The organism is Kitasatospora sp. NPDC101176 (assembly GCF_044768035.1).
Taxonomy (GTDB): domain Bacteria; phylum Actinomycetota; class Actinomycetes; order Streptomycetales; family Streptomycetaceae; genus Kitasatospora.
In genome coordinates, this window is sequence record NZ_JBIWPA010000031.1 from 36,451 (window position 1) to 57,173 (window position 20,723).

The 20,723-nt window shown below is 72.8% G+C and carries 19 protein-coding genes; 8 read left to right on the plus strand and 11 right to left on the minus strand.

Features of this window, described 5'->3' with window-relative positions; all coding sequences use genetic code 11:
* Position 1: 1 nt before the first annotated feature.
* The 3 genes from ACIRS1_RS30960 to ACIRS1_RS30970 all read right to left on the minus strand — a co-directional run bounded on the left by ACIRS1_RS30960 (position 2) and on the right by ACIRS1_RS30970 (position 3,508).
* Complete coding sequence (locus ACIRS1_RS30960) at positions 2-1,234, minus strand: PP2C family protein-serine/threonine phosphatase (RefSeq protein WP_402845431.1); 1,233 nt, start codon at positions 1,232-1,234, stop codon at positions 2-4.
* Between the two features lie 226 nt (positions 1,235-1,460).
* Positions 1,461-1,868 (minus strand): SHOCT domain-containing protein, encoded by a 408-nt coding sequence (locus tag ACIRS1_RS30965; RefSeq protein WP_360220024.1) that lies wholly within the window; start codon positions 1,866-1,868, stop codon positions 1,461-1,463.
* Positions 1,869-1,885: 17 nt separating this feature from the next.
* Positions 1,886-3,508, minus strand: coding sequence for a sulfatase-like hydrolase/transferase (locus ACIRS1_RS30970; protein ID WP_402845433.1), 1,623 nt, complete (start codon positions 3,506-3,508; stop codon positions 1,886-1,888).
* A gap of 232 nt (positions 3,509-3,740) precedes the next feature.
* On the opposite strand from ACIRS1_RS30970, the gene ACIRS1_RS30975 reads away from it, so the two are divergent.
* Together ACIRS1_RS30975 and ACIRS1_RS30980 are read left to right on the plus strand one after the other, a co-directional pair.
* Positions 3,741-4,910, plus strand: a complete 1,170-nt coding sequence (locus ACIRS1_RS30975; RefSeq protein WP_402845434.1) for an alpha/beta hydrolase — start codon at positions 3,741-3,743, stop codon at positions 4,908-4,910.
* Between the two features lie 115 nt (positions 4,911-5,025).
* Positions 5,026-5,922, plus strand: coding sequence for a nuclease (locus tag ACIRS1_RS30980; protein WP_402845435.1), 897 nt, complete (start codon positions 5,026-5,028; stop codon positions 5,920-5,922).
* A 60-nt stretch (positions 5,923-5,982) separates the two neighbouring features.
* Here ACIRS1_RS30980 and ACIRS1_RS30985 read toward each other — a convergent pair whose 3' ends face one another.
* Positions 5,983-6,807 (minus strand): hypothetical protein, encoded by an 825-nt coding sequence (locus ACIRS1_RS30985; RefSeq protein WP_402845437.1) that lies wholly within the window; start codon positions 6,805-6,807, stop codon positions 5,983-5,985.
* A gap of 73 nt (positions 6,808-6,880) precedes the next feature.
* On the minus strand, positions 6,881-9,094 hold the full coding sequence (locus ACIRS1_RS30990) for an MMPL family transporter (protein ID WP_402845439.1): 2,214 nt from the start codon (positions 9,092-9,094) through the stop codon (positions 6,881-6,883).
* A 129-nt stretch (positions 9,095-9,223) separates the two neighbouring features.
* Here ACIRS1_RS30990 and ACIRS1_RS30995 point away from each other — a divergent pair, with 129 nt between their 5' ends.
* Together ACIRS1_RS30995 and ACIRS1_RS31000 are read left to right on the plus strand one after the other, a co-directional pair.
* Entirely contained in the window at positions 9,224-9,850 is a 627-nt protein-coding gene (locus ACIRS1_RS30995) for a TetR/AcrR family transcriptional regulator (protein ID WP_387899007.1), read from the plus strand.
* A gap of 105 nt (positions 9,851-9,955) precedes the next feature.
* Complete coding sequence (locus ACIRS1_RS31000; protein ID WP_402845441.1) at positions 9,956-10,255, plus strand: hypothetical protein; 300 nt, start codon at positions 9,956-9,958, stop codon at positions 10,253-10,255.
* A gap of 36 nt (positions 10,256-10,291) precedes the next feature.
* On the opposite strand, the gene ACIRS1_RS31005 is transcribed toward ACIRS1_RS31000, so the two are convergent.
* Positions 10,292-10,912: a class I SAM-dependent methyltransferase gene (locus tag ACIRS1_RS31005; protein ID WP_402845443.1), complete on the minus strand. Its 621-nt coding sequence runs from the start codon at positions 10,910-10,912 to the stop codon at positions 10,292-10,294.
* 136 nt (positions 10,913-11,048) lie between these two features.
* Positions 11,049-11,591 (minus strand): carboxymuconolactone decarboxylase family protein, encoded by a 543-nt coding sequence (locus tag ACIRS1_RS31010; protein ID WP_402845445.1) that lies wholly within the window; start codon positions 11,589-11,591, stop codon positions 11,049-11,051.
* 113 nt (positions 11,592-11,704) lie between these two features.
* On the opposite strand from ACIRS1_RS31010, the gene ACIRS1_RS31015 reads away from it, so the two are divergent.
* Positions 11,705-12,304, plus strand: a complete 600-nt coding sequence (locus ACIRS1_RS31015; RefSeq protein WP_402845447.1) for a CGNR zinc finger domain-containing protein — start codon at positions 11,705-11,707, stop codon at positions 12,302-12,304.
* A gap of 81 nt (positions 12,305-12,385) precedes the next feature.
* Here ACIRS1_RS31015 and ACIRS1_RS31020 read toward each other — a convergent pair whose 3' ends face one another.
* Positions 12,386-13,531: a lactonase family protein gene (locus tag ACIRS1_RS31020; RefSeq protein WP_402845449.1), complete on the minus strand. Its 1,146-nt coding sequence runs from the start codon at positions 13,529-13,531 to the stop codon at positions 12,386-12,388.
* Between the two features lie 364 nt (positions 13,532-13,895).
* Here ACIRS1_RS31020 and ACIRS1_RS31025 point away from each other — a divergent pair, with 364 nt between their 5' ends.
* The 3 genes from ACIRS1_RS31025 to ACIRS1_RS31035 all read left to right on the plus strand — a co-directional run bounded on the left by ACIRS1_RS31025 (position 13,896) and on the right by ACIRS1_RS31035 (position 17,694).
* Positions 13,896-15,815 (plus strand): OmpL47-type beta-barrel domain-containing protein, encoded by a 1,920-nt coding sequence (locus ACIRS1_RS31025; protein WP_402845450.1) that lies wholly within the window; start codon positions 13,896-13,898, stop codon positions 15,813-15,815.
* Between the two features lie 229 nt (positions 15,816-16,044).
* A complete protein-coding gene (locus ACIRS1_RS31030; protein ID WP_402845452.1) occupies positions 16,045-16,629 on the plus strand; it encodes a TetR/AcrR family transcriptional regulator in 585 nt (194 codons plus the stop codon).
* A gap of 84 nt (positions 16,630-16,713) precedes the next feature.
* Positions 16,714-17,694 (plus strand): zinc-binding dehydrogenase, encoded by a 981-nt coding sequence (locus tag ACIRS1_RS31035; RefSeq protein ID WP_402845454.1) that lies wholly within the window; start codon positions 16,714-16,716, stop codon positions 17,692-17,694.
* 34 nt (positions 17,695-17,728) lie between these two features.
* On the opposite strand, the gene ACIRS1_RS31040 is transcribed toward ACIRS1_RS31035, so the two are convergent.
* The 3 genes from ACIRS1_RS31040 to ACIRS1_RS31050 all read right to left on the minus strand — a co-directional run bounded on the left by ACIRS1_RS31040 (position 17,729) and on the right by ACIRS1_RS31050 (position 20,538).
* Positions 17,729-18,136 (minus strand): hypothetical protein, encoded by a 408-nt coding sequence (locus ACIRS1_RS31040; protein WP_402845456.1) that lies wholly within the window; start codon positions 18,134-18,136, stop codon positions 17,729-17,731.
* A 381-nt stretch (positions 18,137-18,517) separates the two neighbouring features.
* Complete coding sequence (locus tag ACIRS1_RS31045) at positions 18,518-18,874, minus strand: cupin domain-containing protein (RefSeq protein ID WP_402845458.1); 357 nt, start codon at positions 18,872-18,874, stop codon at positions 18,518-18,520.
* 263 nt (positions 18,875-19,137) lie between these two features.
* Positions 19,138-20,538 (minus strand): NAD(P)/FAD-dependent oxidoreductase, encoded by a 1,401-nt coding sequence (locus ACIRS1_RS31050; RefSeq protein WP_402845459.1) that lies wholly within the window; start codon positions 20,536-20,538, stop codon positions 19,138-19,140.
* Positions 20,539-20,723 lie beyond the last annotated feature (185 nt).

The window sequence follows — 20,723 nt, forward strand, 5'->3', positions numbered from 1 at the left end:
GCTACAGCCGGATGACGACCAGCGCGGTGTCGTCCGTGGCACCGGCCGCGGGCAGCAGATCCAGCAGGAGCGCGTCGGCGAGCTCCTCCGGCCCGTCCTTCCGGTGCCCGGTGAGCGAGTCGGCGAGGCGCCCGAGACCGGTGTCGATGTCCTCGTGGCGGCGCTCGATCAGGCCGTCGGTGTAGAGCACCAGGGTGTCGCCCGCCTCGAAGGCCTGCTCGGCCTGAGGGCGGGGCAGGTGCTCGGGGCGCGCGCCGAGCGGCGGGTCGGTGGCCGCGTCCAGGAAGACCACCGTGCCGTCCGCCCGGGCCAGGGCCGGCGGCAGGTGCCCGGCGCTGCTGTAGGCCAGCCGGTGGGTGGTCCAGTCGATGTGCACGGACACCGCGGAGGTCGACTCGGCGCCCTCCACCGACCGCGCGTACAGCCCGAGCACCTCCAGTGCCTGGCCCGGCCCCTGGGAGACCCGGGAGGCGGCGCTCAGCGCGCTGCGCAGCTGGCCCATCACCCCCGCGGCGTCCAGGCCGTGCCCCACCACGTCGCCCACGGCCACCGCCATCCGGTCGCCCGGCAGCTCGACGAGGTCGTACCAGTCCCCGCAGACGTTGAGCGCGCCCACCGCCGGCTGGTAGCGCACCGCGACCTGGTGGTCGCCCACCAGGCGCGGCGCGGGCAGCATGGCGTCCTGCAGGGCGAGGGCGACCTCCCGTTCCCGGGCGTGCGCCTGCCGCAGCCGCTCGATGACCTGCTGCAGCTCGCGGGAGCGGGTGTACAGCTCCGCCTCCAGGACGCGGGAGCGGTCACCCGCCGCCCGGGACCGGGCGCGGATCAGCTCGGTGACCTCCTCCACCCGGTGCACCACGAGCACGACGCGGCCCTGCGCGTCGAGGACCGGGGCGTTGATCGGGCTCCAGTAGCGTTCCTGCCACTCCCCGGGGCGCTCCCGGGACTCCACGTCGTAGCGCTGCAGCGCCATGGTGTCCCGCTCCCCCTCGGCCACCACCCGGCCGAGGGAGGCCGCGAGGTTCCTGGCCCCCGTCGCCGCGGGGTCGTTCGGGTTGTCGGGGAAGACGTCGAAGACGTGGTGGCCGAGCAGCTCGACGAGTGAGCGGCCGGAGTTGCGCACGAAGTCCTCGTTGGCGTCGGCGTACACCAGCTCGGGCGTCAGCAGCGCCACCATGCCGGGCAGGGCGTGGAACACCGCCCGGTAGTCGATGGCCGGATCGCTCGCGCTCATGCCGTGCTCCCTGCGCCTGCCCTGCCGCCCGGCACGCCGTCGACGGACGGGTGCCGGACCACGGCCCCGCGGGGCCGCCCGCGGGCCGGCGATCCCGGCCCGCTTCCCTCCATCCTGCGGCGGCGGCCGACGCGCCGCGATCCGGGGTCCCTGCTTCCGGGGAGGTGACGGCCCACGGCCGCGCGGGGCGGGAGCGCGGAGGCGCTCATCCGGGGAGGCCGGCCGCTCACCCGAGGAGCTTGGCCTTGGCCGCCGCGTACTCCTCCTCCGTGAGCTTGCCGCTGCTGTGCAGCTCGGCGAGCTTGGCCAGCTCGTCGGTGGTGGAGGGGGCGCTCGCGGTGTCCCGCACGTAGGTGCGGAACTGCTCCTCGCGTTCCTTCGCCTCGGTGAGTTCGCGCTGGCCCATGCTCTTGCCCCGGGCGATCAGGTACACGAAGACGCCCAGGAACGGAAGGATCAGGACGAAGATCGCCCAGGCGGCCTTGGCCCAGCCGCTCAGCGAGTCGTCCCGGAAGAGGTCCCCGAAGACCCGGAAGAGCAGCATGAACCAGAGGATCCAGATGAAGATCAGGCAGGTGGTCCAGAAGATGTCGAGCACCGGGTAGTCGGCGGCGAGGTTCACGTGGGTGTGCATGGCGGTGTCCTGCTTTCTCAGTGGGAGGCGGCCGCCGGCGCGGCCGCGGGCCGGTCGGTGTCGCCGTGCCAGGTGGGCCAGCCGAGCAGCCGCGGCCGTTCGGTGACCCAGGCCCGGGTGTCGGTGCCGATCTCGGCGGTGATGAGGTCCTCCAGCCGGGTGCAGTACTGCGCGACCAGCTCGCGGTGCGCCGGGTCGGCGGCGAGGTTGCGCGTCTCGCCGGGGTCCGCGGCCCGGTCGTAGAGCACCACGTCGTTCCGCGCGTACAGGGACTCCGGGTCGGCCGGCCGGTTGGGGTCGAGCGGGGAGAAGTACCGGCCGAAGGTGTACCGGTGGTCGACGTAGCCGCGCAGGAAGCCGCGCTTGCTCCAGTCGGGGCGCAGCTCGCCGGCCTGGATCCGCTGCGGGGCCCGCGGGTCGGCGAACTCGAACCAGAAGTCCGCGTCCAGGGCCAGCACCGATTCGATGGCGGCCAGCACGCCCTCACGGACGCTGCCGCCGTCGAGGGCCGGGGCCAGGGAGTGCCCCTTGAGCGCGGGGTGGCGGGTGGCGGCCTCGGCGGGGTCGACGCCGGCGAAGTCCAGCAGCGTCGGCGCGAGGTCGACCGCGGAGGCGAGCGCCTGGGTGCGCGCCCCGCCGGCGGAGTCGGGGTGGCTCAGGACGAACGGGACGTGGAGGTTCTCGTCGTACAGGAGCGGGCCCTTCTGCCGCAGGCCGTGCGAGCCGGCCATCTCGCCGTGGTCGGCGGTGAGGACGACGACGGTGTGGTCGGCCTGCCCGGAGGCCTCCAGCGCGTCGAGGACGTGCTCGATGCTGCGGTCGACGTCGCGGATCGCGTTGAGGTAGAAGTTCAGGCCGTCGTACCAGTGCCGGTCGCCGGCCACCGGGCCGAAGACGGTGTCGAGCATGCGCGCGTACTCGGCCACCGCGGGCGCCGCGCCGCTCAGGTCGTCGCGCAGCGTGGCCGGCAGGTCGACATCCCAGCGCTTGCGGTACAGCGGGATGTCGGCCGCGGCCTTGAGCACGCAGGCGCGGGCCAGTTCGGGCGGCATGTCGATCGCGGGCCGGCCCCCGTAGTCGAAGCTCATGATGTCGTGCGGGTTGACGAAGTTGACGGCCATGAACCACGGCTGGTCCGCCGCCACCGTCGGGGCCCGGTTGCGCAGCCACTTCACCGCCTGGCCGGCGATCACCGGGTCGAGCTTGAGCCCGGCCCAGGCGCCGCCGTCGATGTCCCCCCAGTCGTTGAACTCGCTGAAGCCGTAGGATTCCAGGGCGTCCGTGGTCGGTCCGGGGCGCTCCGGCGTCCGGTACGCGTTGGAGAGGTGCCACTTGCCCTGGTAGGTGCAGAGGTAGCCGGCCCCGCGCAGCATCGTGCCGAGGGTGCCCAGCCCGGGGTCGAGCGGGCGGATGTACGGCATGTTGTCGTTGTCGTAGATCTCGGTGAGCGGCAGGTGCTGACCGGTGTAGAGCACGGACCGGGCGGAGCTGCACATCGCCGAGGCGGTGTAGTAGCGCTCGAAGGTCGTGCCCCGCTCGGCGAGCCGGGCCCGCGCGGGCAGCGTGAAGCCCGGCGGCCGGGGTATCGCGGCCCGTTCCTCGTCGGTCACGATCAGCAGGATGTTCGGGCGACGTGTCATGACCACCTGTCCCTCGGGATAACGCGTCTCGCACCATTGCTGCGCACCGCGCGCCGCCAGGCACCCCGGGGTGGGCTGTCCGGGCGACCCCGGGCCCGCTCCGGGCCGGTCCCGCGAGGTCACCCCCCCTCCCAGGAAACTCACAGGAACCGGCAACCGAACGGCCGTTCCCACCGTCTCCCACGAGACCGGGCACACGGGCCCGGACGGCACAGGAACCGGGCACGAACGCATGAACCTCACTGGCACCCCCTTCCTCCTCCTCACCATCGCCCTGTTCGCGGCCTCGATCGCGCTGGCGATGGCGCAGTGGCTGGGCAGAGGGGCCCTCCTCGGACCGGGACGGACGGCACAGGGGCGGCGCACGCCGCTGCGCGCGCTCTCCTACCTCGGCACCGTGCTGCTCTGCCAGGTCACCGCCGTGGCCATGGTCTTCGTGGTCGTCAACGACGAGAACCAGCTCTACGACAGCTGGGGCGACCTGCTGGGCACCGCCAGCCACGTGCGGGCGGTGCCCGTGCCCCCCAAGGACGAGGGCCTGGCCGGCGACCGCGCCGCGGCCCCCGGGGCCTCCGGCAGCCCCGCCCCGAAGGTCCCGCAGGCCTTCCACGCACCCGACTCCGACGCCGTGCCGAGGAGCGTGAAGCAGGCCGACCTCAAGGGCCGGCTCTCCGGAGTCGACGGCGAGGTCCTGGTCTGGACCCCGCCGCAGTACGACGACCCCGCCTCCAAGGACCGGACCTTCCCGGTGGTCGAACTGCTCGTCGGCTACCCCGGCTCCTCCAGCGCCTGGTTCGGCGACACCATGGACGCCACCAAGCAGCTCGAACCGCTCATGAAGTCCGGCCAGGTGACGCCGTTCATCCTGGTCTCACCGCGGGTCTCCCTCCTCGCCGGCAACGACACCGGCTGCGCCGACGTCCCGGGCAAGGTGAACGCCGAGACCTGGCTCGCGCGGGACGTGCCCCAGATGATCGTGGACAACTTCCGGGCCGACACCACCGCGGACCGCTGGGCCCTGTCCGGCTACTCGGCCGGCGCCCACTGCGCCCTGCGCCTCGCGCTCGCCCACCCGAACCGGTACCGGGCCGCGATCAGCATGTCCGGCTACAACGACCCGGCCGGCGAGCCGAGTTCGCTGACCGCCAAGGACCCGAAGCTGCGCGAGGCCGACAACCCGCTGCACATCCTCACCCACGCCGCCACTCCGCCGAACGTCGCGCTCTACGTCACCGGCCGGCGCGGCGACGGGCTGGAGGACGCCACCGCCCTGCAGCGGGCGGCGAAGAGCCCGACCAGCGTCACCCCGTTCGAGACCACCGGCCCGCACCTGACCTCGACCTGGAAGCCGCTGGTCGTCCCGACCTTCACCTGGCTGACCGGGATCATCCCGCCCCGCTGACGGTCCGTCCGCCGCGGTCCCTGACGATTCCTCCGCGAGGCCACCGGCCCGGGCTCCCACCGATGGTTCGGGCAAAGAGGAACAATGAGCACCCGATCGGACTCGGGAGGCACACATGTCCATGCTGCTCATCACCGGCTCGTACCGGATCGTCGGGGACCGCCCCGACGGCGACACCGTCCACTTCGTGCCCTACGACCCGGCGTTCTGGTGCGACCTGCCCGGCCTGCACCGCGTCAAGCGCGACGACAACGGCGGCGTCTCCATCCGGCTGGACGGGATCGACGCCCTGGAGACCCACTACCAGGGCGTCGGCGACTTCGTGCACCAGCCGCTCGGGCTCGGCGCACACGCGGCCCGCGACGAGCTGCTGAGCTGGCTGGGCTTCAGCCAGGTCGTGCAGGACGACGACGAGAAGGTCACCTCCTCCACGCCCGCGGCCGCCCCCGGCTACCTCCTCACCGGCGGCGCCGACCTCTTCGGCCGCTGCGTCGCCCTGCTCGGCCGGGGCGACGCGCCGAAGGTCGGCGCCGCCGCCAAGCCCGCGCGGAGCGGCTCCCACCTCGACGTCACCGTCGACATGCTGCACGCGACCGCCAACCACCACCTGCTCTCGCTCGGGCTGGTCTACCCCACCTTCTACGCGAACCTCCCCGAGGACCTCCGGGCCGACCTGACCACCACCGCGCAGCAGGCGCGGGCGGCCAAGGCCCCCCACAGCGTCTGGCTGAACGACGTGACCACCACCGGCGCGAAGATCGAGAACCTCGACTCGATCACCGAGGACCTCGTCCTGCTGCCCAAGCTGTTCCGCCGACTCGCCGACTACGTCCGCGTCTTCGGCCCGGGCCTGGGCGGCCTGTCCGCCTTCCTGGCCGGCGGGGGCGACGAGTTCACCCTCCCCGAGGACCGGAAGAAGCGCGTCATCGGTCTCGAGCACGTGGTCGAGGTCACCGACGGAACGCTCCGGATGACCCGCCCGATCGAGGACCTGGTCTTCAGCGAGAAGTAGCCGCCGGAATCCCCGTCCGGGCCCGCGAGCCCCCCGGCTCGCGGGCCCGTCGACGTGTCGTCAGCGGCGGGCGGAGCGGCGGCGGGCGGCCTGCAGCGCCGCACCGCCGGCGGCGAGCAGCGCGGCGGCGGCGACCGCGGTGACGGCGAGGGAGCCGTCGTCGGCTCCGGTCGAGGCCAGCGCGGCGGTGGGCGTGGCCGGGGGCTGGGACGGGTGCGGGGAGGTCACCGACGTCGCCGCCCGGGTCGTGGTGGCGGTCGGGGTCGCGGTGGCGGTGGCGGTCGGGCCGGCGGTCGGCGCGGTCGTCGGTACCGGGGTCGCGGTGGGTACGGTCGGCGCCGGGGCAGCGGTCGTCGGGCCGCCGGTGGGCTTGGGCGGGCAGGCCGATCCGCCGTTCCACGAGGCGATCAGCAGTCCGGAGTACGGCTCGTCCGGGTAGTGCGGCAGCGGGTGGTCGCCGTCGGCGCCGTCGTACTTCTCGCCTCCCGCATGGAGGGCCAACTCCCCGTAGCACGGCGGAAGTCGGTCGCCGATGTCGAGCGTCGCGCGGTAGTGGTCACGGGTGAGCGTGGTGGTCGCCCAGCCGAGCAGGGTGTGCGCTCCGGAGGTGGCCCAGGTCGCGCCCTCGGTCGCGTAGGAGCCCAGCGAGACGTGGTAGTCGCAACCCGCGGTCGGCACGCCCGCCAGCCGGACCTGGACGGTGCCGGAGGCCGCCGGCATCGACGCGTCGGCCGTCCAGTGCGCACCGCCGTCGACGGAGTACTGGACCGGCCCCCGCCCGCAGTCCGTCCCGGCGTGCGCGGGGGGTGCGGCGAGGAGGGGCACTCCGGCAGTCAGGCCGGCGGCCATCAGTGCGGGCAGGCCGCGGCGGAGTCGTGCGTGCATGGGGTGGTGCTCCTGATCGGGTCGGTTCCGGAACGGGTTCGGGACTGGGGTCGGGGGCCGGGGGCCGCGGGCGTCAGCGGACGGCGCGGGCGGGGGCGGGGTCGACGGGAGCCTCCGCCGGGGCGGGGTGCTCGGGGTGGCCGTCGCCCTCGATGTCGACGTGCGGGAGCAGCCGGTCGAGCCAGGCGGGCAGCCACCAGTTGCCGTCGCCGAGCAGGACCATGGTCGAGGGCACCAGCAGGCCGCGGACCACGGTGGCGTCCAGGGCGACGGCGGTGGCCAGGCCGATGCCGAACATCTTGACCACCGGGTCGTCGGAGAGCAGGTAGCTGAGGAACACCGCGACCATGATCAGGGCCGCCGAACTGATGATCCGTCCGGTCCGGGAGAGGCCCTCCACCACGGCGCGGCGGTTGTCCCCCTGCCGCAGGTACGCCTCGCGCACGGCGCTGAGCAGGAAGACCTCGTAGTCCATGGAGAGCCCGAAGAGCACCGCGAACATCAGCAGCGGCACGTAGCCGGGGACGGGCACCGCGCCCTCCAGCCCGATCAGCCGGGCGCCCCGACCGTCCTGGAACACCGCGGTGAGCACCCCGTACGCGGCGGCGACCGAGACCAGGTTCATCACGGCGGCCTTCAGCGCGACGACCGGCGAGCGGAAGGCGAGCAGCAGGAGCAGGCCCGCGACGGTTAGCACGAAACCGACGACGAGCGGCATCCGCTGCGAGATCCGCGCGTTGAGGTCGGCCTGGGCGGCCGGGGTGCCGCCGACGTGGAGCTGTTGACCGCTGCCGGCGGTGGCCGCGGGGAGCACCTCGGAGCGCAGCCGGTGGACCAGCGCGGTGGTGTCCGGGTCGGTCGGGGCGGTGGTCGGGGTGACCTGCCAGCGGACGGTGCGTCCGTCGGCGGCCACCGCGGGCGGACCGGCGACGGCGACGCCCGGCGCGCCGCGCAGCGCGGCCGTCACGGCGGCGACGCGCGGGTCGCCCGCTCCCCCGGCGGTCTGCGCCGGGGCGGGGAGGACGTCGACGACCTGGAGCACGCCGTTGGCGCCCGGGCCGAAGGCCGCGGCCATCCGGTCGTACGCGGTGCGGCTCATGGTGCCGCCCGCCTTGCTGCTGCCGTCGAGCTGCCCGAGGTGGAGGTGGACCGCCGGGGCTGCGAGGGCTCCGAGCAGGGCGAGCCCGGCCAGCAGCAGCGGCCACGGCCTGGCCGCGACCAGGGCCGCGATCCGGCCCCAGCCGCGCGGGCGCCCGGGCTCGGCGGGCGCCACCGGCCGGGGCGTCAGCCGGGCGCCGAGCAGGACGAGCAGCGCCGGGAGCAGCGTGAGGTTGACGCCCAGGGCCGTGACCACGGCGATCGCGGGGGCGAGGGCCAGGGCGTACAGCAGCGGGAGTCCGCCCAGCGCGAGGCCGGCGAGGGCGGCGACGACGGCGCTGCCGGCGAAGGCGACGGACTTGCCGGAGCCGGCGGTGGTGCGCACCGAGGCCTCCTCGATGCCGACGCCCGCGGCGCGCAGCTCCCGGAAGCGGGTGAGGCCGAAGAGGGTGTAGTCGATGCCGACGCCCAGGCCGATCATGGCGGCGATGGTCTCGCCGGCCTCGGGCACGTCCATCAGGTGGCCGACCAGGCCGAGCACGGGCAGGGCGATGCCGAGGCCGATCACCCCCGCGATCAGCGGCAGTCCGGCGGCGACCAGGCTGCCGAGGGTGAGGGCGAGGACGACCAGGGCGGCCCCGAGGCCGATGGCCTCGCTGCGGCCGGTGCTCCCCTTGTCGACGGCCGCGGCCAGGTAGCCGCCGGGGGTGACCTCGATGCCCGCGGCGGTGGCGGGGGCCGCTGCGGCGAGCACCGCGCGGGTGGTGTCGGGGGTGACCTCGCGACCGGTGACGTCGAGGTCGACCGAGAGGTAGCCGGTGTGGCCGTCGGCGCTGAGGGCCCCGGTGCCGGCCGGGTCGTAGGGCGTGGTGACGGCGACGACGTGCGGCACCGCGGCGATCGCGGTGGCGGCGGTGCGGACGGCGGCGGCGGTGTCGGCGGCGGTGAGCGGGGCGGCGCCGGGTGCGGTGTGCAGCAGGACGGGCTGCTTGCCCGAGGCCGAGCCGGGGAAGGCCCGGTCACCGAGGTCGCGCGCGGTCTGGCTGTCGCTGCCGGGGATGTTGACGGCCTCGCTGGTGACGCGGCCGAAGACGGCGAGCGCCGCGAGGGCGGCGGCGAGGAGGAGCAGCCAGGCGGCGACCACGCGCTTGGGTCTGCGGGCGCACCAGCGCCCGACACCGGTGAACATCTGCGGCGAACCGCCCTTCGTACGGCGGCGGGGCGTGCGGAACCCCCGCCAAACTCATTGCACTCAGCGTGCAACGCGTACACTTGCACTCACGGTGCAAAAATGTCAACGCGAGGGTGGAGGAGCCGCGTGAAGCCGAGCCGAGCCGCCGCACCCGGGGCCGACGGACGCACGGAACGCGGGCGGCAGACCCGCGAGCGGATCGCCGACGCGGTGCTGTCACTGCTCGACGAGAACCAGGCGCTCTTCCCCGCCGACAAGGTGGCCGAGCGGGCCGGCGTCTCCCGCCGACTGGTCTTCCACCACTTCTCCGACATGGCCGAGCTGGCCGAGGTCGCCGTCAACCGGCGCCTGGAACAACTCGCCGCCCAGATCGGCCCGCTGCCCACGGACGGACCGCGCGCGCCACGGGTGGCCGCCCTCACCGAGCAGCGCGCCCGCATCCTGGAGGGCGTCACCCCGGCCCGGCTCGCGATCATGCGCCTGGAGAACCCCTCCCCGCGGATCCAGGAGGCCGTCCAGCAGATGCTGGACTTCGCCCGCCTGCGGCTCACCCAGGTCTTCGCCACCGAACTCGACCCGCTGCCCGAGCCGGCCCGCACCGACCTCCTCAACGGCCTGGACGCGGTGACCACCTGGAGCGCCTGGCACCACTGGCGCAGCACCGGCCTCACCCCCGACCGGGCCCGCCACACCATGGCCGCCACCGTCCACGCCCTCCTCACCGTCGCCGACCGGCCGCATCCCCCGTCCTGACCGGGAGGAACGGGCCTGCGGAACGAACCGGGCTGCGGATGCAGCCGGTGGTGGTGTGCGGTGTGCTGGAGGTACGCACGGATCGACGGGAACGAGGTGTCCACGATGGCCGAGGTCATGTCGATGCGGTGGGCCGGGGTCACACCCGAGCAGTACGACGCCACGCGCGAGGCGGTGGGCTGGGAGGAACGCACCCCCGAGGGCGCCCTGATGCACGTGGCCTGGTTCGAGTCGGGCGCGCTGCACGTCGTGGACGTGTGGACCTCGCGCGCCGACTTCGAGCGCTTCTTCGCCGAACGCCTCGCGGCCGCGGTCCGGAAGGCGGGCATCACGGGCGAGCCCGAGACCAGCTTCTCCCCCCTGCACCGGCGCTTCGTCGCGCCCGGCGTGAGCGGGGCGGCCTGACCCGGTCGGGCCGCCTCGGACCGGCGACCTGCCGCCTCAGGCCGGGGAGACCGCGATGCCGAGGGAGTCGGCGCCCATGGCCTTCGGCGCGCCCTTCTCGTAGAAGACGTCGAGTTCGGTGATGGTGAAGCCCGCGCCGATCAGCAGGTCGGCGATCCTCCGGGTGAGGTGGCACCCCCCGAACAGCCGCTGCTGCAGGGGGTCGAGGCGGCGCTGCCACCGGCGCACGTCCGCGTCCGGCGCCAGCCCGTGCTCGACGAAGTGCAGCGTCCCGCCCGGCCGGAGCACCCGCCGGATCTCGCGCAGGGCGCCGGCGGCGTCCGGGATGGTGCACAGGGTCCAGGTGGAGACGGCAGCGTCGTAGCTGTCGTCCGGGAAGGGCAGTGACTGGCCGTCGAGGGCAGCCCGGCGCACGGTGACGTCCGTCTGCGCGAGACGCTTGCCGGCGAGCTTCCAGCCGACGTCGGAGGGTTCGACGGCGTCCACCCTGGTGACGGCCTCGGGATAGAAGGGGACGTTGAGCCCGGAACCGAAGCCGATCTCGACGACCTCGCCTCCCAGCCCCGCACAGACCCGGCTCCGGAGCCGGTCGGCCTCCTTCATGCCGCAGGCCACGTTGATGATCCGCGGGACGACCTGGTCGTTGTAGAGCCCCATGGCGACCTCCCGTCGCTCATCACCAGTCTGGCACCGCACCGCGACCGGGGCCCAGGTGCGACCGCACCGGGGGCCGCCGCGTTCCGCCGGTGCGCCGCCGCCCGCGCGTCGGGCGGCGGCGCACCGGCAGCCGGACTCAGGACAGGTGGCTGACCTCGGGCCAGTCGATGTCGACGTCGGCGGCCTTGTTGAAGTAGTTGGTGAAGACGTTCAGCGCGACGTTGGCGATCACCTCGGCGACCTCGGCATCGGTGAGGCCGGCGTCCTGGGCCGCCTTGAGGTCGGTGTCCTCCAGGCCGCCGCGGGTGCGGACGAGGGTGGCGGCGAGCACCAGGGCCGCGCGGGTCCTGACGTCGGCGGACTCGGCGCGGCGGGCGGCCCCGGCCTCCTCGGGAGTGAGCCCCGCGAGGTTGGTGGCGATGTGGGTGTGGGCGGAGAGGCAGTAGTCGCAGGCGTTCTCCTGGGCCACGGTGAGCGCGATGCCCTCGCGGACCGCCGCGGAGAGCGCGCCGCCGGAGAGCGCGCCCGAGAACTCCAGGTAGCCCTTGAGCGCGGCCGGGCTGTTGGCCATCACCTTGGTCATGTTCGGCGTGACGCCGAGGGCCTTCTGGACCGCGGCCAGCAAGCCGGCCGCGGGAGCCTGGGCGTGGGCGGGCTCGATGATCGGGAGTCGGGACACGGTGATCCTCCAAGGACACGAAACGGAAGGTTCTTACGGTTGCTCGGCGCTGCAACCGTGAGAACTGTAGGCAGATTCTTCTCACGGTTGCAAGGCTGAGCTACCATGAGGTCGTGAAGGTTGAGGACCTGGAGAACGGCGGGGCTCCCCTGCTCGGAGAGGCGCTGCCCATCGAGCTGGCCAACGCCACGTACGCCGTGCGCGGGCGCCTGGTCGACGGCCTGCAGACGGTCGAGCACGTGGCGGCCTGGTTCCGCGACAACGGCGAGCGGTTCGCCGAACCCTGCACGGACGCCGACCTGCTGGAGGTCGGCGCCGGGGAACTGCACGCCACGCGGGCACTGAGGGACGCGATCCGCGCCCTGGCGGGCGTCGCGGTCCGGGGCGGCGAGGCACCGTCGGACGCGGTCGCGGAGGTGAACCGGCGGGTCCGCGCCGCGGCCCGCTGGCGGGAGCTGTCCTGGGGGGAGCGGCCGTCGGCCCTCGCGCGCAGCGCGACGCCGCCCGTCACCACCGCCCTCGCCGAGATCGCCCAGCAGGCCGTCGACCTCTTCACCGGCGATCAGGCCGCCGACCTGAGGGCCTGCCAGGCCCCCGGCTGCGTCCTGTACTTCGTCAAGAACCATCCGCGGCGGGAGTGGTGCTCCGCCGGCTGCGGGACCAGGGCCCGCGCGGCCCGCCACTACGAGCGGACCAAGGCGGCCGGGCTCTGACGTCCCGGCACGCGGAGGCCGCCCCGGCCGTTTCCGGGGCGGCCTCCGTACGGCGGACCGGGCGGTCCGCCGAGCGATGACTCAAAAGGCGACGACGCCCTCGCCGCCGGCGCCGCCGGGGACGGTCTGGGAGCCGATCCGGGTCAGCGAGCCGTCGTCGTTGATCGCGAACTCGTCGAGGACGCCGTTGACGCCGGTCTGGGCGTAGAGGTAGCGGCCGTTCGAGGAGACCGCCGCGTCCACGGTGCCCGGGTCGGTGGGCGTGTTGCCCAGGACGGTCAGCCGTCGGCCCTGGTCGGCGGTGCGCACGCCGGTGAGGGTGGAGCTGCCCGCGTTGGAGGCGTAGAGCAGGTCGCGCACCCCGACGATCCAGCAGGTGGCCGCCTGGCCGGTGGCCGCGAAGGCCTCCTGCGAGGCAGTGCCGTCGCGGTGGATCGTGAACGTGGCCACGGCGTTGGTGCCGGCCTCGGCGAGGAACAGGCCGTGCGGGCCGTTGGGGACGAACGCGAACGGCACGGCCCCGGGCAGGGCCGTGGTGACGGGGCTGTCGCCGGGGCCGCCCGAGCGGTCCAGGTTGAACACCAGGAGGCTGCTGCCGTTCGCCTTGGTGGTGACCACGAGCTGGGAGCCCTCGCCGGTGAAGCCCACCTGGCCCGGGGTGTTGGTGAACTGGGGCGTGGCGTTCGGGTCGAGTCCGAGGCAGCGGTTCCAGTCGGCCTCGGTGTGGAGCCGGCCGTCGCGGACGGTGAAGCCCTGGATCGAGCCGCCGTCCAGCGCGTTGAGGACGTAGACGGTGTCGTCGTGCACGGCGACGCTCACCGGGAAGCGACCGCCGGAGCCGACCACCTGGCGCAGCGCGAGCCGGTCGCCGTCGACGGAGAAGACCGAGACGGTGTCGCTTCCGGCGTTCACCGCGTACAGCAGGGCGTGGCGCGGGTCGTAGGTCAGCGACCCCTGGGAGGCGAGGTGGTCGGCGACGGATCCGTCCAGCACACCACCGAGGCCGTGGGTGTCGTAGGTGCCGGCCGGGGTGAGCCGTCCGTCGTCGGACCGCCGGTAGGCGATGACCTGGTTGCCCGCCGGGTTGTCGGTCTGGACGAACACCGCGTGGTGTCCGCCGTGCGGTTGGTCGCCGCCGCCGTACGCCGCGGCGGTCGACGGGGCGCCCGCGGTCGCCGCCGCGAGGGCGGTGGCGACGGCCAGGACGAGCCGAGTGATCTTCTGCACGAGGTTCTGCCTTCTGGAGGTCCGGGGCCCGATCCCGCCCGGGTCCCGGGCGCGTGATCGGAGGTCAGAGCGACACGAGGGAGGGTGGTGGCGGGCCCCGTCGGCGGTGACCGGCACGAGGGGAGCTCGCCAGGTGACCCTTTGACACGGTAGGTGACGATCTGCCATGAGCGGCCGAGGACGGCGGCCCCGGCCTGCCGCGCGCCGGAGCACCCGGTCACCGTCCGCCGTGTCGGCCGCTTCGGCGGGCCGCGGCGGCCCGGACAGGTGCACCTCGATCGGCCGCGTGACCGGCGCGTCCGTCGGGGTGACTGTTCGACGGGGCATGACAGGTCCGCGACGGACGAACACCTACGGTGACCGCATGACGACAGATCACCCACTCGGTGCCGCCGCGCTCCCGCGGCTCCTCCGGCACCGCGGCCCCGCCCCCCTCCTCGTGCTCGCCCTCGTCCTGCTCACCCTCGTGGCGACCATCGCCCCCGCCGCGGCCGCACGCCGGGCGGGCGGCCTGCTCGGGGTGAACCTCGTCAACAGCAGCGACCGCGACCTGACCCTCGTCAACCTCCAGGTCACCACCGGCTGCGCCAACTCGAACCCGCCGGCACGGCTCAACGCCCTCGGCGGCACCGGCGACTTCAACGTCGGGGTGTGCAACGGCTCCACCGGAGCGTCCGGGACCGTCACCTACCAGGTGACAGGCGAGGCCCAGGGCACCGTGATCACGCTCGGCTGGAACGTCCCGGCCCCGCTCGACCAGCCGAACACCTTCACCCAGACGGCGCCCACCGGCTACGTGGTGAACCGCGCCGGGGGCACCGACCCCTTCACCCCCGTCACCTTCACCGTCGACTGCAACTCCACCACCTGCGACGGGATCCCGGACGACTGGAAGCGCAACGGCGTCACCATCAAGCCCAGCGACGGCAGCCCCGAGCAGTTCATCGACCTCAAGGCGATGGGCGCCGACGTCAACAAGCCGGACATCTTCGTCCAGGTGGACTGGATGGCCGACGACACCCACAGCCACGCGCTCACCAGTGACGCGATCAGGAAGGTGGTCGACTCCTTCAAGAACTCGCCGTACAACCGGCACAGCCCGACCACGGGGATCAACCTGCACGTCGACGAGGGGCCGGACAGCATCCTCGACTTCGCCAAGAACACCACCTGGGGCACGCTCAGCAGGGCGAAGAAGCAGACCGAGGCCGCCAACCTCGGGACGGTGGACGCCAGCGGGCGCTACCTGTGGGACGACTTCAACAAGCTCAAGACGGCCAAGGGCGGCTTCATCAGCACCGGCCGGAGCTCGATCTTCCACTACGCCGTCTCGGCGCACGACCTGCAGCCCGGCGTGACCTACAGCGGCATCGCCGCCGGTGCCCCGAGCAGCGACTTCATCGTCAGCCTGGGCAGCTTCACCAACAAGGTCGGCGACCTCGACCAGCAGGCCGGCACGTTCATGCACGAGCTCGGGCACAACCTCGGCCTGAAGCACGCGGGGAACGCCGACACCCCCAACCACCAGCCGCAGTACTTCAGCGTGATGAACTACTCCTACCAGCTCGGCGGCCTGTCCGTCGGCACGACCACCGGGGTCATGGACTACTCCCGGCAGGTGGGCTCGCTCAACGAGCCCTCGCTGAACGAGCGCCAGTTCCCCTCCAGCGCAGCGGGCTACGACGTCATGCACTGGTGCCCGAACACCCTGCAGGGCTCCCGGTTCGTCACCGTCCAGGCCAGTGCGGGGCAGGTCGACTGGGACTGCGACGGCATGATCAACCAGAGCCCCGTCGCGTTCGACACCAACAACGACAAGGTGCAGACCCTGCTGCCCGGGCACGACGACTGGGGCAGCATCCAGCTGCGCGGCGGCTCGATCGCCCACTCCGGCACGGGCGGCGCCCCGGCGCCCACCGAGGAGAACGAGATGACCGTCGAGGACGCCGCCATGGAGCTGCCCCTCGACACCCTCCCGCCGGTCACCACGGCGCGCACCCACCCGCACCCCGACCGGCACGGCGTCTACCACTCGGACGTCACGGTCACCCTCGACGCCACCGACGACATCAGCGGCGTCGCGATGACCGACTACCGGATCGACGGCGGGGAGTGGACGCGCTACACCGGGCCGTTCACCGTGAGCGGCGACGGCACGCACACGGTCGAGTACCGCTCGGTCGACCACGCGCAGAACGTGGAGCAGGTGAACTGCCTGGAGCTCCGGATCGACTGCGACCCGCAGCACTCCTCGGAGCCCTGGGGCGAGACCCGCGAGGGCTGATCCACCCGGCACCTGACATGACGCCGCGGGCCCCGGCCGCCATCGGGCGGCCCGGGCCCGCGGCGTCTTCAGGGCCCGCGGCGTCTTCAGGGCCGGAGGCGTGTTCCGGGCCGGAGGCGTGTTCCGGGCCGGAGGCGTGTTCCGGGCCGGAGGCGTGTTCCGGGCCGGAGGCGTGTTCCGCGCCCGGCCGACCCTTGTTCTTGAATGATCGCTCAGGTATGTTTCCCCCATGCCCCGACCGCGCGAGTTCGACCCCGACGCCCTGCTGAACCAGGCGATGCTCCGGTTCTGGGAGCGCGGGTACCGGGCCACCTCCATCGAGGACCTGGTCAAGGCCTCGGGCGTCAAGCCCGGCAGCATCTACAGCGCGTTCCCCGGCGGAAAGCACGCGCTCTTCGTGAAGTCGCTGGAGCGCTACTCCAAGCTGGTCGTGCCGCAGAAGCTCGGCGAGCTGGACGCGCCGGGCGCGTCGGTGGCGGAGATCCGCAGCTACTTCGACGGGCTGGTGCGCGACCTGCTCAGCCCCGAGGGGCGCCAGGGCTGCCTCCTGGTGAACACGGCCATCGAGAACGCCGCGGAGGACGACGCCGCGGCAGCCGTCGTGCGCGGCCACCTGGCGCGCCTGGAGCGGTGCATGACCCACGCCCTGGAGAACGCCGTCCGCCGGGGCGAGGTACGGGCTTCGCTCGACCCGGCGGGCAGCGCCAAGCTGCTGGTCGCGACGTGCCAGGGGCTCATGGTCGTCGGCAAGGCCGATCCCGACGAGACGGCCCTGCGGACGATCGTCGACAACGCCTTCGCCACGCTCTCCTGACGGCGCGGCACCCCGGGCCACCGTACGCGGTGGCCCTTTCGTCGGCGCCATAGTTGAATGACTACTCAAGAACGAGGTTCGGACATGAAGGCCATTGTCATCTCCACCCACGGCGGCCCCGAGGTCCTCACGATCACGGAACTGCCCGACCCGGTGGCCGCCGCCGGCGAGATCCTCATCCGGGTCAAGGCCTTCGGCCTCAACCACGCCGAGGCGTACATGCGGAGCGGCGCATGGGGGCCGGTGGCCGCCGTCCCCGGGATCGAGTGCGCCGGCCTCGTCGAGGCCGACCCGTCGGGCCGACTGCCCGTCGGGGCCAAGGTGGTGGCGATCCTCGGCGGCATGGGCCGGACCAGGAACGGCAGCTACGCCGAACTGGTCACCGTCCCCGCGACCAACGTGGTGGTGGTGAACTCGCCACTGCCCTGGGCCGACCTGGCCGCCGTGCCCGAGGTGTACGCCACGGCCCACAGCGCACTGCACGGCAACCTGGCCCTCCGGGCCGGGGAGACCCTGCTCGTCCGGGGCGCGACCTCCTCCCTCGGACAGGCCGCCGTCGACCTCGCCGTCCACCACGGCGCGGCGGTGCTCGCCACCACGCGCAACCCGGCGCACACGACCCTGCTCAGGGACCTCGGGGCCGCCGACGTGCTCATCGACGACGGTCAGCTGGCCGCGGAGGTCGAGCACCGCGGCCTCACCGTCGACGCACTGCTCGACGTCGTCGGGAACACCGCCCTTCGCGACTCGCTCCGCGCGGTCGGGCCGCGCGGGCGGGTCTGCCAGGTCGGCTTCCTCGGCGGACTCGCCCCGGTAGCGGACTTCAACCCCATCGCCGACCTGCCCAGCGGTGTCCGGCTCAGCTTCTTCGGCAGTGCCTTCGTCCTGGGCACCCCCGCCTTCCCCCTCTCGGAGGTGCCACTGGACGAGATCTACGCCCAGGTGGAGGCCGGCACCCTGCGGGCCCGCCCCACCCGGATCTTCCGCTTCGACGAGATCGTCGAGGCCCACCGGGTGATGGAGGCCGGCCTGGCCCTGGGAAAGATGACCGTCGTCGTCACCTGATACGAAAATCCCCTCTCGCGCCCCTTCTTGAAGATCAAACAGCCTCGACGGATTGGAGAGTGACTTGGTAGCCGAGTTGGTTCAGTTGGCTCACCAGCCGTCGGGTCTGTCTGGTCTTGCCGGTGCGTTCGAGGAAGTAGTCGCCGCCGAGGTCGTGGTACTCGATGTCGTGGGTGAACATGTACCAGACCGCGATGAGGATCGAGTGCTCGACGGCGACCAGGGCCCGCTTCTTGCCGCGCCGGGAGGCGATGCGTTTGAACCGGGCGGCCAGGTAGGTGCCCTTGGACCGGGACGCGGCGGACGCGGCCTGGCCGAGGACGGCCTTGAGCCAGGGATCGCCGTGCCGGGTCTTGCCGCAGGCATCGATAACATCCAGGACGCGAGCCGTTTCATGCGAGCACCCCGTTCCCAGGGCCGTCATCGGTCGACGACTCGTCAAAATTAACTCCTTCAGTCGAAAGGGCGGGTGGAGCACAGCGCTCCACCCGCCCGTTCCCGCGTCGGTAGCCTCATCAACCGTCCACCGGATGGACGGCACAGCAGTCTCCCGGGTCCGTCGACGACGCGATCGGCACCGCGAGGGCACCGGTCCTCGGGCGGCGGCACCTCGCGCGTCCCGCGTGCAGCCACACCGCCCTCACCTCCAGCCGCGGACGCACCCCCTGCAGGTCGCCGGCACGCTGCCAACGGTCTGCTGGCCGGTCGCCCCAGTAGAGGCGTGGTTTCGACGCGGGCTCGACGCCGAGGGCACCATCGTTCCGCGGCTGAGGTCAAGCACCCGCGAATGGCGCGGGTGGACGGAGACGTACTGGCTGGTGCTTCACAGGCGGCGAGGCGCGGACACGATGACGTAGGTCTTCCGCAGCCTTTCGTGGACTTCCCAGACACCCGTCCATCCGGCAGGCGTGATCAGGGTGTCACCGGGGCCGATCTCCACCGGCGTGCCTCCGGTCTGCGTCACGGTCGCCCGGCCCGAGAGGATCTGGCAGACCTCGTGGTAGCCGCCCCGACTGGCGGTGAAGGTGCCGGTGCTGGCCTCCCATACGCCGGTCTCCACGCCTTCCGTGCCTTCCCAGACCACGAGTGCGGCCTCGACCTGTCCCACTGTGGTGCTCGTCGGTTTGGGCAGAGGCGCTCCGAGGTCCGTTCGGTCGGCGCGGTGGAGGACGATGGTCACGGAGGCTCCTGGGTGGGGTGATCGCTGTAGCGGGTCTCTTGCGAACCGGTGTGATGACGCCTGCTCATCTGTGTGGTTCGGGTGTCTGCGTGAAGGTCGGGACGCAGAACCATTTCGTGCCGTCACGGCGTGATGTTCCCTGCCGCTTCGTCACCTGCGGCTGGTGGTCGATCGGATTCGAGACTGTCCTCCGGCCCGCCCCGGGAAGGCGGGGTCAGCCTGAAGGCGACATGCGGAACCGAACGCCCGTCGACGTGGCAACGTCAGCGCCGGCCGGAGATCACGTCGGCGACCCGCGCCACCGGCGAGGTACGGGGCCGGCCTCCGCGCTCCTGTGCGTCGGCGAAGTGGTAGGCGGCGTAGAGACCGTGCACGCCTATCCAGCGCAGCGGCTCGGGTTCCCACTTGCGGACCCGGTGGTCGACCCACGGCAACCCGGTGAGTCCCGTCCGCTCCTCGAGGATCAGGTCCCGCAGGGTTCGTGCGGCGAGGTTGGCGGTGGTGACACCGCTGCCCACGTAGCCTCCGGCCCAGCCCAGACCGGTGCCTCGGTCCAGCCTGACCGTGCTGCACCAGTCGCGCGGAACGCCGAGCACGCCCGACCACGCGTGCTCGACTGCCACGTCACGTGCCGCGGGGAAGAAGTGGGTGAGGATCCGGCTCAGCTGCTCGACGGTCCTGTGCGGTGTGGCTGCGTCATCGTCGGTCCGGGACGCGAAGCGATAGGGATGGCCGCGGCCTCCGAGAGCGATGCGATCGTCCGCGGTGCGCTGGGCGTACATGTACGCGTGGGCGAAGTCTCCCAAGGTCTCACCGGCCACCCAGCCCACGGACTCCCAGAACGACGCGGGGAGCGGAGCGGTGACGATCATCGAGGAGTTCATCGGCAGCCAGGATCGCTTCTCGCCGCGCAGATTCGCGGTGAACCCCTCGGTGCAACGAAGCACGTACCGTGCCGAGACGGCGCCCTGCGGGGTGATCGCTCGGGCGGGAAGCGGGCCGGCTGCCGGGATGATCTCGGTGACGAGGGTCTGCTCGTAAACTTCCACGCCCATGCGCCGGACCGCTTCTACCAGCCCGTGGACCAGCTTCGCTGGCTGGATCCGGGCGCCGTGCGGAGTCCAACTCGCCCCCAGGACTCCGTCGACCGCGATCCGTTCCGACGCCTCAGCAGCGCTCAGCCGCTGCACCGCCGCCTCTCCGAAGGCATGCTCGCCGGCGACGAACGCGTCCAGCCGCTCCACCTGGGCAGGGGTGCGGGCGACTTCCAGAACACCGCCCTTGACCTGGTCGGCGTCGATGCCCTCGGCTGCACACACACGCAACACCTCGTCCACGGCGGCGTTCATCTCCCGCTGCATCGCGATGGCGCGCGGTTTGCCGTACTGCCGGGCGAAGACGGAGCGGCCCGCGAAGCCGTTGTAGAGCCAGCCACCGTTGCGGCCCGACGCGCCGTAGCCACAGAAGTGTCCCTCCAGGACCGCGATGCGAAGGCCCGGTTCGGCCTGCTTGAGGTAGTAGGCCGTCCACAGGCCGGTGTAGCCACCGCCGACGACGGCGACGTCGACCTCGGTGGAGCCTTCGAGAGCGGGACGCGGGACGGGGAGGCCGAGTGCGGAGTACCAGTGGGAGACACCGCCGTTGACCGTGATGGGCGTGGTCACTTCAGACCTGCTTCCGTGTGCGTCGTGGCTCGGTGAGGGCACGCCTTGCGGGGCTGTGAGGTGCGAAGACGTGCTGGACGATATGAGGGGCTCGGCTTTCCGCGGCCCTCCGTCGCCCGTCGGTCGGACCGGCCGGCGGACCGGGTTTCGGCCTGCTTGGAGGGGCGGGCCGAAACCCGGGACTC